This window comes from Vibrio sp. FF145 (genome assembly GCF_041439075.1).
GTDB lineage: Bacteria > Pseudomonadota > Gammaproteobacteria > Enterobacterales > Vibrionaceae > Vibrio > Vibrio tasmaniensis_A.
On sequence record NZ_JBGONH010000036.1, the window covers coordinates 39243 to 53750 of the forward strand.

At 43.1% G+C, this 14508-nt stretch carries 12 protein-coding genes; 5 read left to right on the forward strand and 7 right to left on the reverse strand.

Annotated features, from left to right (window positions below; all coding sequences use genetic code 11):
• Positions 1 to 21: 21 nt before the first annotated feature.
• From ACED42_RS14355 to dinG, 5 genes are all read right to left on the reverse strand, one after another.
• Positions 22 to 1155, reverse strand: a complete 1134-nt coding sequence (locus ACED42_RS14355; protein ID WP_371703026.1) for a JmjC domain-containing protein — start codon at positions 1153 to 1155, stop codon at positions 22 to 24.
• Positions 1156 to 1212: 57 nt separating this feature from the next.
• On the reverse strand, positions 1213 to 1383 hold the full coding sequence (rsmS, locus tag ACED42_RS14360) for a pleiotropic regulatory protein RsmS (RefSeq protein WP_004736541.1): 171 nt from the start codon (positions 1381 to 1383) through the stop codon (positions 1213 to 1215).
• On the reverse strand, positions 1373 to 1921 hold the full coding sequence (locus tag ACED42_RS14365) for a primosomal replication protein (protein WP_029406046.1): 549 nt from the start codon (positions 1919 to 1921) through the stop codon (positions 1373 to 1375). Before ACED42_RS14365 ends, rsmS begins: the two co-directional genes overlap by 11 nt.
• 22 nt (positions 1922 to 1943) lie before the next feature.
• The gene (locus ACED42_RS14370) at positions 1944 to 2723 is read right to left on the reverse strand and encodes a TSUP family transporter (protein WP_004736543.1); all 780 of its coding nucleotides are present in this window, start codon (positions 2721 to 2723) and stop codon (positions 1944 to 1946) included.
• Positions 2724 to 2851: 128 nt separating this feature from the next.
• Positions 2852 to 4927 carry an ATP-dependent DNA helicase DinG gene (gene dinG / locus ACED42_RS14375; RefSeq protein ID WP_371703029.1) on the reverse strand — a complete coding sequence of 692 codons (2076 nt, stop codon included), beginning with the start codon at positions 4925 to 4927 and terminating at the stop codon, positions 2852 to 2854.
• 512 nt (positions 4928 to 5439) lie between these two features.
• Between dinG and ACED42_RS14380 the strand changes: the two genes are divergently transcribed.
• Together ACED42_RS14380 and ACED42_RS14385 are read left to right on the forward strand one after the other, a co-directional pair.
• On the forward strand, positions 5440 to 6429 hold the full coding sequence (locus ACED42_RS14380) for a porin (protein WP_371703031.1): 990 nt from the start codon (positions 5440 to 5442) through the stop codon (positions 6427 to 6429).
• Positions 6430 to 6520: 91 nt separating this feature from the next.
• Positions 6521 to 7186 (forward strand): DUF2057 family protein, encoded by a 666-nt coding sequence (locus tag ACED42_RS14385; RefSeq protein WP_371703032.1) that lies wholly within the window; start codon positions 6521 to 6523, stop codon positions 7184 to 7186.
• Positions 7187 to 7284: 98 nt separating this feature from the next.
• On the opposite strand, the gene ACED42_RS14390 is transcribed toward ACED42_RS14385, so the two are convergent.
• A complete protein-coding gene (locus ACED42_RS14390) occupies positions 7285 to 8013 on the reverse strand; it encodes a pseudouridine synthase (protein ID WP_102248921.1) in 729 nt (242 codons plus the stop codon).
• 339 nt (positions 8014 to 8352) lie between these two features.
• Between ACED42_RS14390 and ACED42_RS14395 the strand changes: the two genes are divergently transcribed.
• Positions 8353 to 10578 carry an NADP-dependent isocitrate dehydrogenase gene (locus tag ACED42_RS14395; protein WP_371703033.1) on the forward strand — a complete coding sequence of 742 codons (2226 nt, stop codon included), beginning with the start codon at positions 8353 to 8355 and terminating at the stop codon, positions 10576 to 10578.
• Between the two features lie 317 nt (positions 10579 to 10895).
• Here ACED42_RS14395 and cspD read toward each other — a convergent pair whose 3' ends face one another.
• Positions 10896 to 11117, reverse strand: coding sequence for a cold shock domain-containing protein CspD (gene cspD / locus ACED42_RS14400; protein ID WP_009846336.1), 222 nt, complete (start codon positions 11115 to 11117; stop codon positions 10896 to 10898).
• 589 nt (positions 11118 to 11706) lie between these two features.
• On the opposite strand from cspD, the gene clpS reads away from it, so the two are divergent.
• Positions 11707 to 12027, forward strand: a complete 321-nt coding sequence (gene clpS, locus ACED42_RS14405) for an ATP-dependent Clp protease adapter ClpS (RefSeq protein WP_009846337.1) — start codon at positions 11707 to 11709, stop codon at positions 12025 to 12027.
• 39 nt (positions 12028 to 12066) lie between these two features.
• Positions 12067 to 14340: an ATP-dependent Clp protease ATP-binding subunit ClpA gene (gene clpA / locus ACED42_RS14410; RefSeq protein WP_371703035.1), complete on the forward strand. Its 2274-nt coding sequence runs from the start codon at positions 12067 to 12069 to the stop codon at positions 14338 to 14340.
• Positions 14341 to 14508: the final 168 nt, after the last annotated feature.

Here is a 14508-nt window from a genome sequence, read left to right on the forward strand (position 1 = left end):
CCGCGAAACCGATGAACGAAGTTAGTCTTCGATAAACCAGTAACCTTTATTCACCAATTCCGTCACGACAGTGACACCTGAAGGAGAAAGATTAGTTGTTGAGTTAATTACCGAATCATCACACAGTGCGTTTAGTAGCGAAGAATCAGCCTGTTCAACTTTAACGACTTCTCCATTGATGTAAGCTGTGTTGCTTTCATTCTCATGGTATAGCGCCTTTAACCCCGATACTCGACAGATCTCGCCTTCTGACTCTAAGTGTTGGGCGATCTCTTCTTCTGTCCATAATGGCTCAGGAGCGACGATATCTAGCTGGTGGCGTGATTGGCTTAGCAGACACCCCATGAATTCACTGATGGTTTCAGGTTGCTCTAGTGCAGATTTCAACATGTCAGTGAGATTGCTTAAATCCGATGAACGAATTTTGCCGTAGCCTTCTTGCGTTTTGAACTCTGGATCATGCAGGTGAACATCACCCATATCATGAGCAAGTACAAAGTCGGCAAAGTTGCTGATCAGCTCTTGTTCTTTAGGGGAGCGGTAGCCAATAGAGTAGCTCATTGACGGCTCTAAAGTGTTCCCTTCATGCGGGAAACCTGGTGGGATATAAAGGATATCGCCTGGCTCTAAAGTTTCATCAATGATCGGGTCAAAACCTTCGATTTGACGAAGTGCAGAAGCTTGAACGGTCTCTTTGTATTGGCCAATATCTTTTGCGCCGACTTTCCACTGGCGTTTACCTTGGCCTTGAATGATGAATACATCGTATTGATCAATATGGGGGCCTACGCCACCTTCTGGTGCTGAATAGCAGATCATTAGATCGTCGAATAACCAGTTTGGTAACGCTTGGAACGCTTCAGTCAGCTGATTGGCACCCTGATGCCAGTGGTTAGCCGCTTGAACGATCAATTGCCAATGTGTTTCAGTGAGTTCGCCAAACTTCTCTTCTGAGAATGGACCATGTTCTGCAGTCCATTGATTGTCGAGGTTAGAGACAAAGCGAGAATCCACTTCTTCTTCCATCGATAAACCAGCAAGTTCTTCCGGCGAAATTGGGTCGACGAAGTTTTGGAAGCCACCTTTTAAAATGGTTGGTTTTTTATGCCAGTAGTTTTCAAGAAATTCGGGCATAGAAAAGCTAAGTTGGTACATGTGAATCCTGTATGTTTTTATGCTAGATGCTAGATGCTAGATGCTAGATGCTAGATGCTAGATGCTAGATGCTAGTTTGGCTTGTAAATCTTGTTGGACAATCTTAATTGCTTCTAACGCCACTTTTGGGTCGATTTCGTTGCTTTCGAGCAGATAGATCAGGTCGACAGCTAACTTAACTTCTTCTGGCGCATTATCCAGTGGTGATGATGTGTTATCAGTGTTCATTTCGCTTAGGGTTCTCTAAGTTAATCAGTCTCTCAATATTTTTCATTGAGTCTTCACAGCGTTCTAATCGTTCTTTTGCTAATTGCCAAGCCTCGTCCGCTTTTTTCTTACTGTGGCGAGGCGCAGAATCAAACGCTAACTTTCGTACTCGTACTAAATCGACCAGTCGCTTTTGCCAATCTTGGTGCTGAGCGAGTTCGTTGTATAGGTCGTTGAGATTTTTGCCTGACTTACTTTTTCGGTCTAAGCGTAAATCATGGTTAGCGAGCTCCCTTTGGATTGCAGCTATCTGGTTAGTCAGCTTTTCCGTCAGGTAGTTGGCCCGAGATGCGGTCAGTTGATTTGTCGCTTGTTCACGAATAATGGTGTTGTACGTTGCTTGAGTTTCAAGTGCGTAGGGCATTAAAATAGAAGAGCTGCACTTAAATAAGGTTCGGTCAAACAAGGCTTGATGATAAGCACCACGGGCTTTGTCGACCTGAGAACTGTGCCCAATTAAGGTATCCAGTACACTTTTAAGATTTGAAAAATGGTTCATTTCGCTTCCCATTGGCTGGTGGCTATAAGTTTACAAACCACGCTTCGTAAGCCAGTTTAATCGCAAGAACACTCACAACAGTCACAAAGACAGGTCGTATAAATGTAGCACCAAAGCGAATAGCAGAATGTGCTCCAACAAATGCACCAGCCATCAAACAAAGCCCCATGGTTAAACCTAGAACCCAATCAATATGACCGAGAATCGCAAAGGTCACCAAAGAGGTGAAGTTGCTAGTGAAGTTCATCGCTTTAGACAAACCAGAAGCCAGTAAGATATTTAAGCGATAAAGCGCCATAGAACTCACAGTCCAAAACGCGCCAGTACCTGGGCCTGCAACACCATCATAAAAGCCAAGAATGAATCCTTGGTACTTTTGTTTTCTTTTAAGTACTGGACACGGTTTAGGAGACACATTATGGCTCACATCCGGAGTCTTATGAAAAATGGTATAGACAGCAGCGGCCAGAATAACTAATGGCAATACCTTCTCTAACCACTCTGTACTAATGGCATCAACAGTCAGGGTGCCGATTGTTGCACCTATTAATGTCGATATGAATGCATTGGTCCAACATTCAGGTTTGAACAGTTTCTTTCGATAGTAAGTAAAAGCGGCAGTTGATGAGGCAAACGTTGCGGCCAGCTTATTAGTTCCAAGTGCAATGTGTGGCGGTAAACCAAGCGATAGCAAAGCTGGGACGGTTAACATCCCTCCGCCACCGGCGACAGCATCGATAAAGCCTGCTGCAAATGCAACCAAGGCAAGTATGACCAACATGGTTGGCTCAATCATTTCCATAAATAGCTAGTGTTCTCGTTATCGGCTGTTAGGGCAGCCACATGAATAATCAATGGATTAGTCATGTTGGGTTGTGAATGCAAGGGCCTAGCGATGACAGGCCCATAACTACCTTGAGGGCAGTAAAATTAGTATTTTATTGTTCTTTTAAAAGGCGGTAGCGAATCGAGTAGGGATTTCCCGTATCGCTTCGTGACTATGCGTCTATCAAGGATCGTGACTCTACCAGAATCTCGTTCTTTGCGCAGCAATCTACCCACAGATTGAATAAGCTTTTTACTCGCTTCTGGAACAGTAATCTGCATAAAAGGATTACCGCCGCGTGATTCAATATATTCTGAATGTGCTCGCTCTACAGGAGAGGTAGGAACACCAAAAGGAATCTTGGTAATCACGAGGTTTTCAAGTAGCTCACCCGGTAGATCAAGACCTTCAGAAAAGCTACCCGTTCCAAAAAGGACGCTGGTTTTACCTTGGTCTATCAGCTTTTTATGTTTTTTTAGGATTTCGGTTCGTGAAGTATCACCTTGAACCTGCAATGCCCACGACTTTTTAACGAAATCTGTTGCCAAAGCTTCTGCAACTTTATTCATTTGCCAGTAAGAAGAGAATAAAACGAGATTGGCTTTGTTGTCTTCTATTACCTTAGGCAATATTTCAATAAGATATTCAGTAAACTGAGGTGCTTGTGGTTCGTACTTCATTGCAGGAACAACCAGCTCAGCTTGGTTCTGATAATCAAACGGCGATGCCAAAGCAAGAAATTGTACACCGTCTTCGGCTTTTTGACTGATACCTGATTGATGACAAAAAAAGCTGAAAGAGTTGAGTGCTCTCATGGTCGCAGATACTAACACTGCACCAACACAACGACTCCAAATCTGTTGGTCCAGTTGCCAACCGACTTCTAATGGTGAGACATTAACAACAAAGTCTCCCTCGCTTTCTTTGCTTAATTCAAGCCAGCGAGCCAAAGGCGCCCCTTTTTCTCTCTTAGGTTCAGCCATTAATCGCCATACTTGAGCAAGGTTTTCTGTTCTTTGTATATAAAAGCCAATTTCTGCAAGCGCAGGCTCTGCAAGCTTTGCTGAAAGCTCTCCGTCTTTAACTCGTTCTGCAATCAAGTCTGCAATTTTTGCTACGGCTTGGCTCGCCTTTTGCGTTAATTGTTTGAGATCTTTCGATTCGCTTTCTAACCATTCAGGTAAGTCACCATGCTCGAAGCGATACAAGCCATCTTCGAAGTGGCTAGCGTCAAACTGTTTGCTCATTTTAGTCAGAGTCGGGATCAGTTGATGTACTGAGTCTTGCAACTCATTTCTAAATCTATGAACACGTTTCTCGTCTGCTAGCCCCGAAAGCTTAGTGATCGATTGATTCAAACGCTCTAACCAAGAGGCCGCACCTTTTAAGCTTGCGGCAGCAGAGGAGTGATCTCTCGCTACGTGTGGCAAGTGGTGAGCTTCATCAAATATATAGATGCTATTTTCTGGTTCTGGCAGTATCACACCGCCGCCTAGGTCCGCATCAGCCATCACTAAACTGTGATTGGCGATAATCACGTCTGCTTTATCTAGCTCTGAACGCGCTTTTTGGAAAGGGCAGTCTCGGTGCGTAGGCATACTGTTGTTACAGCTGTGCTTATCACTGACAATCATCTGCCAAATCATGTTGTCGATAGGTTTTGGCCACGAATCACGGTCACCATCCCATTTACCTTGGGTGAGGCTGCGGTACATGGTTTGCAGTTGCTCGATGTCTTTCTTTTTTGGTTTGGACTCGAACATGGCCATTTGACCACCATCAACCCCACACGCAGCGGCCAACTTCTCTGTACAACAATAACGCTGCCTTCCTTTCGCTAAGATGAAAGAAAACTCTCTATCAGTAAGTCGTCTATATAGAGGGAGATCTTTATTGACGAGTTGTTCTTGTAGCGCAACGGTCGCTGTTGAAATGACGATTTTACGATTGTTGAGCACGGCGACAGGAATTGTTGCCATTAAATAAGCCAGTGACTTCCCGATCCCGGTACCTGCTTCAGCAACAATCATGCGATTACTTTTGTGGTATTGACCACAAAGTGTCTTCGCTATTTCTGCAACAAGGTAATTTTGAGCACGTCGAGGTACAAAGTTATCCAACTGATCTTGGAGGTTTTGATAACTGGTGCGTATAGAATTTTGAATTTTAGTAGTTAGCATACTGTGACCTACGTAACGGAGCGAGGATAGTAGCACATATCACTAGTCGGTACATTTACCGCAAAATAGCTTGCTTTTGAATCAAAGGTAGATCTCGTTCACAAAAAAAAACTGAACCTTCAGGAACTTAACGATTTTATTTATGTTACGAAATATATATATTAAAAAATCGCACGATGCAGGCGTTAAGTTCTGTTAATTACGATTTAAACCTAAATTGGCGGAGTATTATACTGAGTTGTTCTTTGTTTGGGCTATTATATTTCCCTTTAAATTTAAGGGTAAGTTGCTCGTAAAATGATGAAAAAAAATGTAAACCTATGATTTTTATGTATTTTTGTTTTTTTAGGTTTGTTTTTAGTTTATTTGACACGCAGGATAATCTTTTGCAATCTAGACCACGAAATTTAGTGGCGGTGATTAACTACCAAAGAGTAGTAATGACCAGTCATAAAAAATAAAAGGGAACCGGGCAAGGATCTCCCATTCTTAGAAAAGGCAGTGGATTTATTATGAAAAAGACTCTATTAGCTCTAGCAGTTATGACAGCAGCTGGTTCTGCAAACGCAGCAATCGAAATTTACAACCAAGACGGCGTTTCTGTTGACCTTAAAGGCGACATCGAAGTTGTATACAGCAACGAATTCGAAAAAGGTTCTTCAATGGAACAAAAAATCGAAGATGCTGACTTCGGTTTTGATATCAAGTACATGGTAAACGAAGAGTGGAAAGTTGGCGCTTACTGGGAATTTAACGGTTCTTCGGACGCAAACGCTACAGCTACTAAAAATGGCGATACATACGTAGCGGCATACCACAACACTCTAGGTTCAATTAAGTTTGGTCGCCTATGTACTGCTGTTGATGATCTAGGTATCGGTAAAGATGAAGCTTACGGCATCTCTAAACTTCTAGACAACGCAACTCAAGAATGTGCTGACGAAGCTATTCGTTACGACTACGATAATGGCGCTCTTTACGCAACTCTAGGTTACGTTCAAGACAAACTAAAAACTGACGGTGCTGAAGGTGGAAATACTGAGTACTTCGATGCTCGTATGGGTTACCGTTTTGCTGAATTCGATGTTTCTGCATTCGTTGCTAATTTTGATGCTAGCGCTACAAGTAAAGTAAAAGACGACCATCAAGGTTACGGTGCTGAGCTAGTATTCTCTGGTATCGAGAATGTTTACCTGTCTACAGCTTACTACGGAACAACTTCTGATGCAGCTAACGATGACAACTCAGTAATCGCATTCGCTGCTGGCTACACTATGGGTCTTTGGGGCTTCAACACTGGTTACTCAATTGGTGACCACGATCAAGATGTTAAAGACGAAGATCGTTGGTTCGTTAACTCTACCTACGCAGTTGCACCAAACACTAAAGTGTACGCGGAAGTTGGTGGTATCGATTACGATTCAAAACGTGTTAACGACAAAGGTGAAAAGTTCTACAAAACAGATACTGGTCTAGCAATTGGTGTTGAAGCATCATTCTAATGACCTCGTAATCGAGTTTTAGAAAAAAAGCCACCTTAGGGTGGCTTTTTTGTTAGGATAAAGAACACTTTATTAGATTTTAAAGAGAGACATGATGAAGAAAGTACTGTTAGCTTTGGGCTTACTTACAAGCGTTTTTGGCAGTGTAAGTGCGGCAACTCTAACGCCTCAGAAAGGCGTATCAATTCTGTACATTAATGGTCAAGCTGCTCAAAATAAAATCAGTGAAAACCAAATTAATGAGGGTTTTAACCAGGTTTTAGTTCGCTTTGATAAAAAGTTTGGTAACAGCGGTGTTTATTCTTCGGCACCTTATGTATTGAATTTTGATGTTACTGGTGAAGAGGTTGAAATTAAGTCTCCAAAAGTACGTAGCTATATGGAAGCTGAGAAGATCTTTGAAGCTGTGAATCCATCATGGGTAGTTTTGCAGGATGATGTAGCCATTAAATATCAACAGGATGTCATTGAACGTAAGCCCGGTTTTGCACCGTTTGGCGGTCTAGAGTCTCGACTGGCTGAGCACAATGCAAGTAAGGCAGTCTATTTTAAAGATGGTGTGTTACTTGATAAGCCAGCTGAAGCGGTAGTATTAGCTTCTGTGGTAAACGATACGGCCGCACAAGCAAGTAGCAAAGCTCAGAAACCAGTGAAACTGGCTGAGACTCAGAATGTTGAGCAATTGCAGGCTTGGTATATCAAAGCTTCTAAGCAAGAACGCAAAGAATTCCGTAAATGGATGATTGACCAAGAGTAATCAATCTTCATCTACAAAAAAAGCGAGACTAATAAGAGTCTCGCTTTTGCTATATTAGTACTTTTTCTGTATCGATACTTTTTCTGTATCAGTAAGAGCTAAATCTCTTTCCATTCACCTGGCTGAAGCTGACCCACGTTCATGTTGCCCATTGAGTAGCGGATTAGACGCAGGGTAGGGAAGCCTATGTTTGCCGTCATTCGTCTTACCTGACGGTTACGTCCTTCGATGATGGTAATCGCTAACCATGTTGTTGGTATCGCCGCTCTGAAGCGCACAGGAGGAGTTCTTTCCCAAACCTGAGGTTCTTGCATCACTTCTACTTCTGCAGGCAATGTCATGCCATCTTTTAGTTCAACTCCTTTTCTCAATTTATCTAAATCTTTCTCAGAAGGTGCGCCTTCGACCTGTACCCAGTAAGTCTTGGTCGATTTTGAGTTCGGCTGAGTCAACTTGGCTTGAAAGATGCCATCATTGGTCAAGACCAATAAACCTTCACTATCGCGGTCTAAGCGACCAGCAGCATAAACATCTTTTACGGGAATAAAATCCGCTAGCGTTTTTCTACCTTCGCCATCAGTGAACTGGCTGAGAGTATCGAAAGGCTTATTGAACAGAATTACTTTGCGATCTTCGGGTGCTACCTTAGGCTTTGCATTGGTAGGTTTGCCTTTATATCGGTGTTTGCTGGAGTGCGGTTTTTTGTGTGAACTGCCAGTGTCATTTTTGCCACTGTGTTGATTCTGTCTATTACCGCTTTGTTTTAATGTGGTACCAGAACGAGCCGGTTTGTCTGAACGAGATGCGCTGCGTGAGCGAGTAGACATGTTAACTACCTTGCAAAAATGTAAACGAAGTGTGCCGAAAAGTTTTCATAGAAACGGAATTGAGCTATCATTTGCGCGCCTAAAAGACACAAAATAGAACAAGTTGATGGACTCTTAAGCCTGATTTGTTTAATTATACCTTCGTGTTTTATTATAACTGGCTCTTTTATTAAAACAATGCACTCACGGATTTGGCTCATGCTGTCATCAAGATTGCATGAAAAATAAGATAGAGTACGACTATCGAGTAAGCAGTTTTCACTCTCAGAGTGGCTTACTGGTCAATTTATAACACTCTCACTGCTTTAAGTGAGCTTGTAAGAACTATAGGGAAATTTCATGCCTACTGAAAAACCAACGATCATCTATACCATTACTGACGAAGCTCCGGCGCTAGCAACTTACTCTCTGCTGCCTATCATTCAATCTTTTACGGCTTCTTCTGGTATTAACGTTGATACTCGCGACATTTCACTTGCAGGGCGCATTATTGCCAACTTCCCTGACTACCTGAACGAAGAGCAACGTATTGGTGATGCATTAGCAGAATTAGGTGAGTTAGCTAAGACACCTGAAGCGAACATCATCAAGCTTCCAAACATCTCTGCATCTGTTCCTCAACTTCAAGCAACAATCAAAGAGCTTCAGTCAAAAGGTTACGCACTTCCTAATTACCCAGAAGAAGCAAACACTGATGAAGAGAAAGCCGTTAAAGCGACTTACGATAAAATCAAAGGCAGTGCTGTAAACCCTGTGTTACGTGAAGGTAACTCGGATCGTCGTGCTCCACTTTCTGTCAAGAATTACGCGAAGAAAAATCCACACTCAATGGGTGCATGGTCTGCAGATTCTAAGTCGCACGTTTCAAGTATGGACGACAAAGACTTCTTCGGCAGCGAAAAGTCAGTAACAATTGAAGGTACAACAGAAGTTAGTATTGAATTCGTTGGCAAAGATGGCGCGAAGAAAACACTGAAGCCTGCTTTTGCCCTGCAAGATAAAGAGATCATTGATGCGTCAGTGATGAACAAGGCCGCTTTGGTTGCGTTCTTCGAAAAAGAAATCGCATCGGCTAAAGAGCAAGGTGTACTGCTTTCTCTTCACATGAAAGCGACGATGATGAAAGTATCTGACCCAGTGATCTTTGGTCATGCGGTTAAGGTTTACTACAAAGACGTATTTGCTAAGCACGGTCAACTGTTTGAAGAGCTTGGTGTTGATGTAAACAACGGCATCGGCGATGTCTACGCAAAAATTGCTGCGCTTCCTCAAGATCAGAAAGAAGCGATCGAAGCTGACCTACAAGCGGTATACGAGACTCAACCACCACTAGCGATGGTAGATTCAGACCGCGGTATTACCAACCTACACGTACCAAGCGATATCATTGTTGATGCATCTATGCCTGCAATGCTGCGCTCTTCTGGTCAAATGTGGGATCCAGAAGGCAAGCAAAAAGACACGAAAGCTATGATCCCTGATCGCAGCTACGCAAGCATCTACCAAGCTGTCATTGATTTCTGTAAAGAGAACGGCGCTTTCGACCCTACAACGATGGGTAGCGTACCAAACGTTGGCCTGATGGCTCAAAAAGCGGAAGAGTACGGTTCTCACGATAAGACTTTCATCCTTGAAGCTGCTGGTCTGGTTCAAGTTGTTGACGCTTCAGGTGCAGTACTTCTTGAGCAAGACGTAGAGGAAGGCGATATCTTCCGTATGTGTCAGGTTAAAGATGCACCAATTCAAGACTGGGTTAAGCTAGCGGTAACTCGTGCTCGTGCTTCGGGTGTTCCTGCAGTATTCTGGCTAGACGCGTCTCGTGCGCATGATGCTCAGCTTATTAAGAAAGTTGACGCTTACCTTCCTGAATATGATACCGATGGTCTTGAAATTAAGATCCTTGCTCCTTTAGAAGCTACTCAGTACTCACTGGTTCGTATCAAAGAAGGTCTAGATACTATTTCGGTTACAGGTAACGTATTACGTGATTACCTAACAGATTTGTTCCCGATTCTAGAGCTTGGTACGTCAGCCAAAATGCTATCGATTGTTCCACTTATGAACGGTGGCGGCCTGTTTGAAACAGGTGCTGGCGGCTCTGCTCCTAAGCACGTTCAACAAGTAGAGAAAGAAAACCACCTGCGTTGGGATTCTCTTGGTGAGTTCTTGGCACTAGCGGCATCTCTAGAGCACCTAAGCGTAGTAACGGGGAATGCTAAGGCACAAGTTCTCGCTGACGCGCTTGATAAAGCGACGGGTGAATTCCTAGATAACAACAAGTCTCCTTCACGTCGAGTGGGTGAGCTTGATAACCGTGGTAGCCACTACTACCTTGCAGCATACTGGGCGAAAGCTCTGGCTGAGCAAACGGTTGATGCTGACCTTGCTGCTGAGTTCGCAGGTGTTGCAACTCAATTGGCTGAAAGTGAAGAAGCTATTGTTGCTGAGCTGAATAACGCTCAAGGTCCAGCTGGCGACTTAGGTGGTTATTACCTACTTGATGATACATTGGTTTCATCGCTAATGCGTCCAAGCTCAACGCTAAACGCATTTATTGACGCATAGTGATTGGACTCATCGTTAGTAAGTCATGAACATGATTTACTAACGAGTTGCTTGGTCTGGCAGTTAAGTCACAGATAAAGTCAAAACGAAAGACGCTTTAACGATAACGTTAAAGCGTCTTTTTTATTCACAATGCTTTATAGGCCTAGCTAAAGGGATCTCTCGGACAAATTGTACTGTGAATAGCTTTTAGCTCTCAGATCGAAAAACCGCCCATTTAAGCCTGTATTACAGGTATCAAATGAGCGGTTTCAATGTTCTGCTTACCTGACAGTCGTTTATTAAGACTGATAGAGGTCTACATGTTTGGCAATCGCCTATTTTACGGCGCTGCCTTCTACAGGAACAACGGAGCTAGCATGGGAGCCTTTAGGTCCACTTTCTACTTCATAATCGACCTGTTGACCTGCCTTTAAGGTTCGATAACCTTCCATTTGTATTGTGGAGTAGTGCGCGAAAATATCGCCATCTTCACCTTCTGGACAAATAAAGCCAAACCCTTTGGCATTGTTAAACCATTTTACTGTACCTGTAGCCATGCTATACATCCCTCATGCATTTTGTTACTAACGTTGTTATATCAAATCAATGTAAGCTCGATTGATATTATTCCTATCAACTAAACAATTTCAGCTGATAGCTTGAATCTCATACATTGCTTACGGAAATTAACGCTACCCTGCGTAATTATTCCTTATTATAAATTTTTAACGCTTATTACTAGGTTTAGAATCGTGTTACGAAGTTGTATCAGAAAAACCTTTTAGCTCCAATGTAGCTAATGATTGAGTACAGTCAATAGCAAATTGGTATAAAAATGATCAATTTTAATAACAAATCACATTCGAGATTGACGACATACTATTAACTAAATAGTAACTTAACGACGATCTTATCGTCACCATCAATAGTTGTGGTGTCTTTTTAATCAATCACATATGTTAATCCTGTTAATCGAGATCTTTTATTTGCAGCGATGGAAATGGTGGATTAGGCTCAGTATAGAGGAATATTTTTTGGTACTGTTTCTTGGTGCAGTTTCTTAGTACACCGTAATGCGTGAATGTGGTAAATTTGAGTTAACTAAACATTCACGACTTCCGAAAAATAACCCTTAGCAAAGCTAATATGAGCAGAAACTTTGAATGGGCATCTCCAGGCTCAGATTTACTGGAGAAAGAGAGAACGAAAGTAAAGCCACCGGCAATGTATAACGTTGTATTACATAACGATGACTACACGCCTATGGACTTTGTAATCGAGATCCTAGAGCGATTTTTCTCACTAGATATCGAAAAAGCAACGGAAGTGATGCTCAAGGTTCATTATGAAGGTAAAGCTATTTGTGGCACATACAGTGCTGAAATAGCCGAAACAAAGGTAGCGCAGGTAACGATGTACTCAAAGGAAAATGAGCATCCGCTACTATGTACAATGGAGCAAGTGTAAATTGCTCGAACAACACTGTTGTTCCCTTAGGAGGTACTTATGCTAAATAAAGAATTAGAGACGAGTTTAAATGGCGCATTTTCTCGTGCGCGAGACAAGCGACATGAATTCATGACTGTCGAACACCTCCTACTAGCATTATTAGAAAATGATGCGGCCAAGGAAGCGCTCCAAGCTTGTCAGGCTGATCTCGATGCTCTTCGCAATGAGCTCGATATTTTTATCGATCAAACGACCCCACTCATCCCTGAAAGCGACGAGACTCGTGAAACCCAGCCCACGCTGAGCTTTCAACGAGTACTTCAGCGCGCTGTTTTTCATGTTCAATCTTCAGGTCGCAGCGAAGTAACTGGTGCAAATGTACTTGTGGCTATTTTTAGTGAGCAAGAATCTCACGCGGCGTATCTTCTTAAGAAAAACGACATCAGCCGCTTAGACATAGTGAATTTTATTTCACACGGTATTACCAAAGGCAGCAATGAAGGCGATAGCGGTTCATCTCCTGATTCATTTGGTGGTGCAGAGAATGCCGAAGAAGCTAATTCAGAAGATCGTCTAGAAAATTTTGCGACCAACCTTAACGAAGTAGCGAAGCAAGGTAACATTGACCCACTAATCGGTCGTGACAAAGAGCTAGAACGTACCGTTCAAGTTCTGTGTCGTCGTCGTAAGAACAACCCTCTATTAGTGGGAGAGGCGGGTGTGGGTAAAACTGCTATCGCTGAAGGTCTTGCATGGCGCATCGTTGAAGGCCAAGTCCCTGAAATCATTCAGAGCAGCGTGATTTACTCTTTGGATATTGGTTCATTGCTTGCGGGAACGAAATATCGTGGTGACTTTGAGAAGCGCTTTAAAGCGATTCTGAAGCAACTCGAGAAAGAAGAAGACGCTATCCTGTTCATCGATGAGATCCATACCATTATTGGTGCGGGTGCAGCATCGGGTGGTCAGGTGGATGCGGCAAACCTAATTAAACCGCTATTAAGCAGCGGTAAATTACGTTGTATTGGCTCAACCACTTACCAAGAGTACAGCAGTATTTTTGAGAAGGAGCGTGCTTTAGCTCGTCGCTTCCAGAAAATTGATATTATTGAACCATCGTTAGATGACACAACTAAGATTCTTATCGGTTTGAAGCCAAAATACGAAGCTCACCACGAAGTGCGTTACACCAACAAAGCGTTGCGTGCCGCTGTGGAGCTGTCAGCTAAATACATTAATGAACGTCACCTTCCAGATAAGGCTATTGACGTGATTGATGAAGCCGGCGCTCGTAGTCGTTTGGCACCAGCAAGCCGTCGTAAGAAAACGGTAAGCGTGGCTGATATTGAGTCAATGGTCGCGAAAATGGCGCGTATTCCTGAGAAGTCAGTATCATCTTCAGACAAAGATACGTTACAGAAACTGGATGACCGCATGAAAATGTTGGTATTCGGACAAGACCCAGCGATCGATGTATTGAGCGAAGCGATCAAGCTAACTCGTGCAGGGTTGGGAGCAGACAATAAACCTGTTGGTTCATTCTTGTTTGCTGGCCCTACTGGTGTCGGTAAAACAGAGGTGACTGTTCAACTGTCTAAATTGATGGGTATTGAGCTTCTGCGCTTTGATATGTCTGAGTACGGTGAGCGTCACTCGGTAAGCCGCTTGATCGGTGCGCCTCCTGGTTATGTTGGTTATGATCAAGGTGGTCTGCTAACCGATGCTGTTATCAAGAACCCACACTCTGTTGTGCTACTTGATGAGATCGAGAAGGCACACCCAGATATCTTTAACTTGTTATTACAGGTGATGGACAACGGTACGCTAACCGACAACAACGGTCGCAAAGCAGATTTCCGCAATGTGATCCTAGTGATGACGACCAACGCTGGTGTTGCAGAAACCGAGAAGAAATCGATCGGTTTGATCCAACAAGATCATGCGCCAGACGCAATGAGTGAAATCAAGAAGGTATTTACTCCTGAGTTCCGTAACCGTCTTGATAATATCATCTGGTTCAACAGCCTTGATCCAAGTGTGATCAGTCAAGTTGTTGATAAGTTTATTGTTGAGCTTCAGGTCCAACTGGACGCTCGTGGTGTATCTTTAGAGGTTTCTGAGGATGCTCGTCATTGGTTAGCTGAAAGAGGCTATGACAAGACCATGGGCGCTCGTCCGATGGGACGTGTGATTCAAGAGAAGCTTAAAAAGCCTCTTGCTAATGAGTTGCTGTTCGGAAGTTTGGTTGACGGCGGTACGGTTAAAGTATCTCTGAAAAAAGACGAACTGGATTTCATCTATGTTGGTGCGAAAGAAGAGGTTATGCATTAGGCATACTTCTTAAACACTAACGGCTTATAAAGAGCACTGGGTACAGTTAATTACGATATTAAACGCATGACTTCGGTTGTGCGTTTTTTTATGCTTGCTAGATGCTAGATGCTAGATGCTAGATGCTAGATGCTAGATGCTAGATGCTAGATGCTAGATGCTAGATGC

Coding starts and splice junctions, on each gene's coding strand:
- ACED42_RS14355 (WP_371703026.1), bottom strand. CDS start 1,155: ATGTACCAACTTAGCTTTTCTATGCCCGAATTTCTTGAAAACTACTGG.
- ACED42_RS14380 (WP_371703031.1), top strand. CDS start 5,440: ATGAAAAAGACTCTATTAGCTCTAGCAGTTATGACAGCAGCTGGTTCT.
- ACED42_RS14390 (WP_102248921.1), bottom strand. CDS start 8,013: ATGTCTACTCGCTCACGCAGCGCATCTCGTTCAGACAAACCGGCTCGT.
- rsmS (WP_004736541.1), bottom strand. CDS start 1,383: ATGAACACTGATAACACATCATCACCACTGGATAATGCGCCAGAAGAA.
- ACED42_RS14370 (WP_004736543.1), bottom strand. CDS start 2,723: ATGGAAATGATTGAGCCAACCATGTTGGTCATACTTGCCTTGGTTGCA.
- ACED42_RS14385 (WP_371703032.1), top strand. CDS start 6,521: ATGATGAAGAAAGTACTGTTAGCTTTGGGCTTACTTACAAGCGTTTTT.
- clpA (WP_371703035.1), top strand. CDS start 12,067: ATGCTAAATAAAGAATTAGAGACGAGTTTAAATGGCGCATTTTCTCGT.
- ACED42_RS14365 (WP_029406046.1), bottom strand. CDS start 1,921: ATGAACCATTTTTCAAATCTTAAAAGTGTACTGGATACCTTAATTGGG.
- clpS (WP_009846337.1), top strand. CDS start 11,707: ATGAGCAGAAACTTTGAATGGGCATCTCCAGGCTCAGATTTACTGGAG.
- ACED42_RS14395 (WP_371703033.1), top strand. CDS start 8,353: ATGCCTACTGAAAAACCAACGATCATCTATACCATTACTGACGAAGCT.
- dinG (WP_371703029.1), bottom strand. CDS start 4,927: ATGCTAACTACTAAAATTCAAAATTCTATACGCACCAGTTATCAAAAC.
- cspD (WP_009846336.1), bottom strand. CDS start 11,117: ATGGCTACAGGTACAGTAAAATGGTTTAACAATGCCAAAGGGTTTGGC.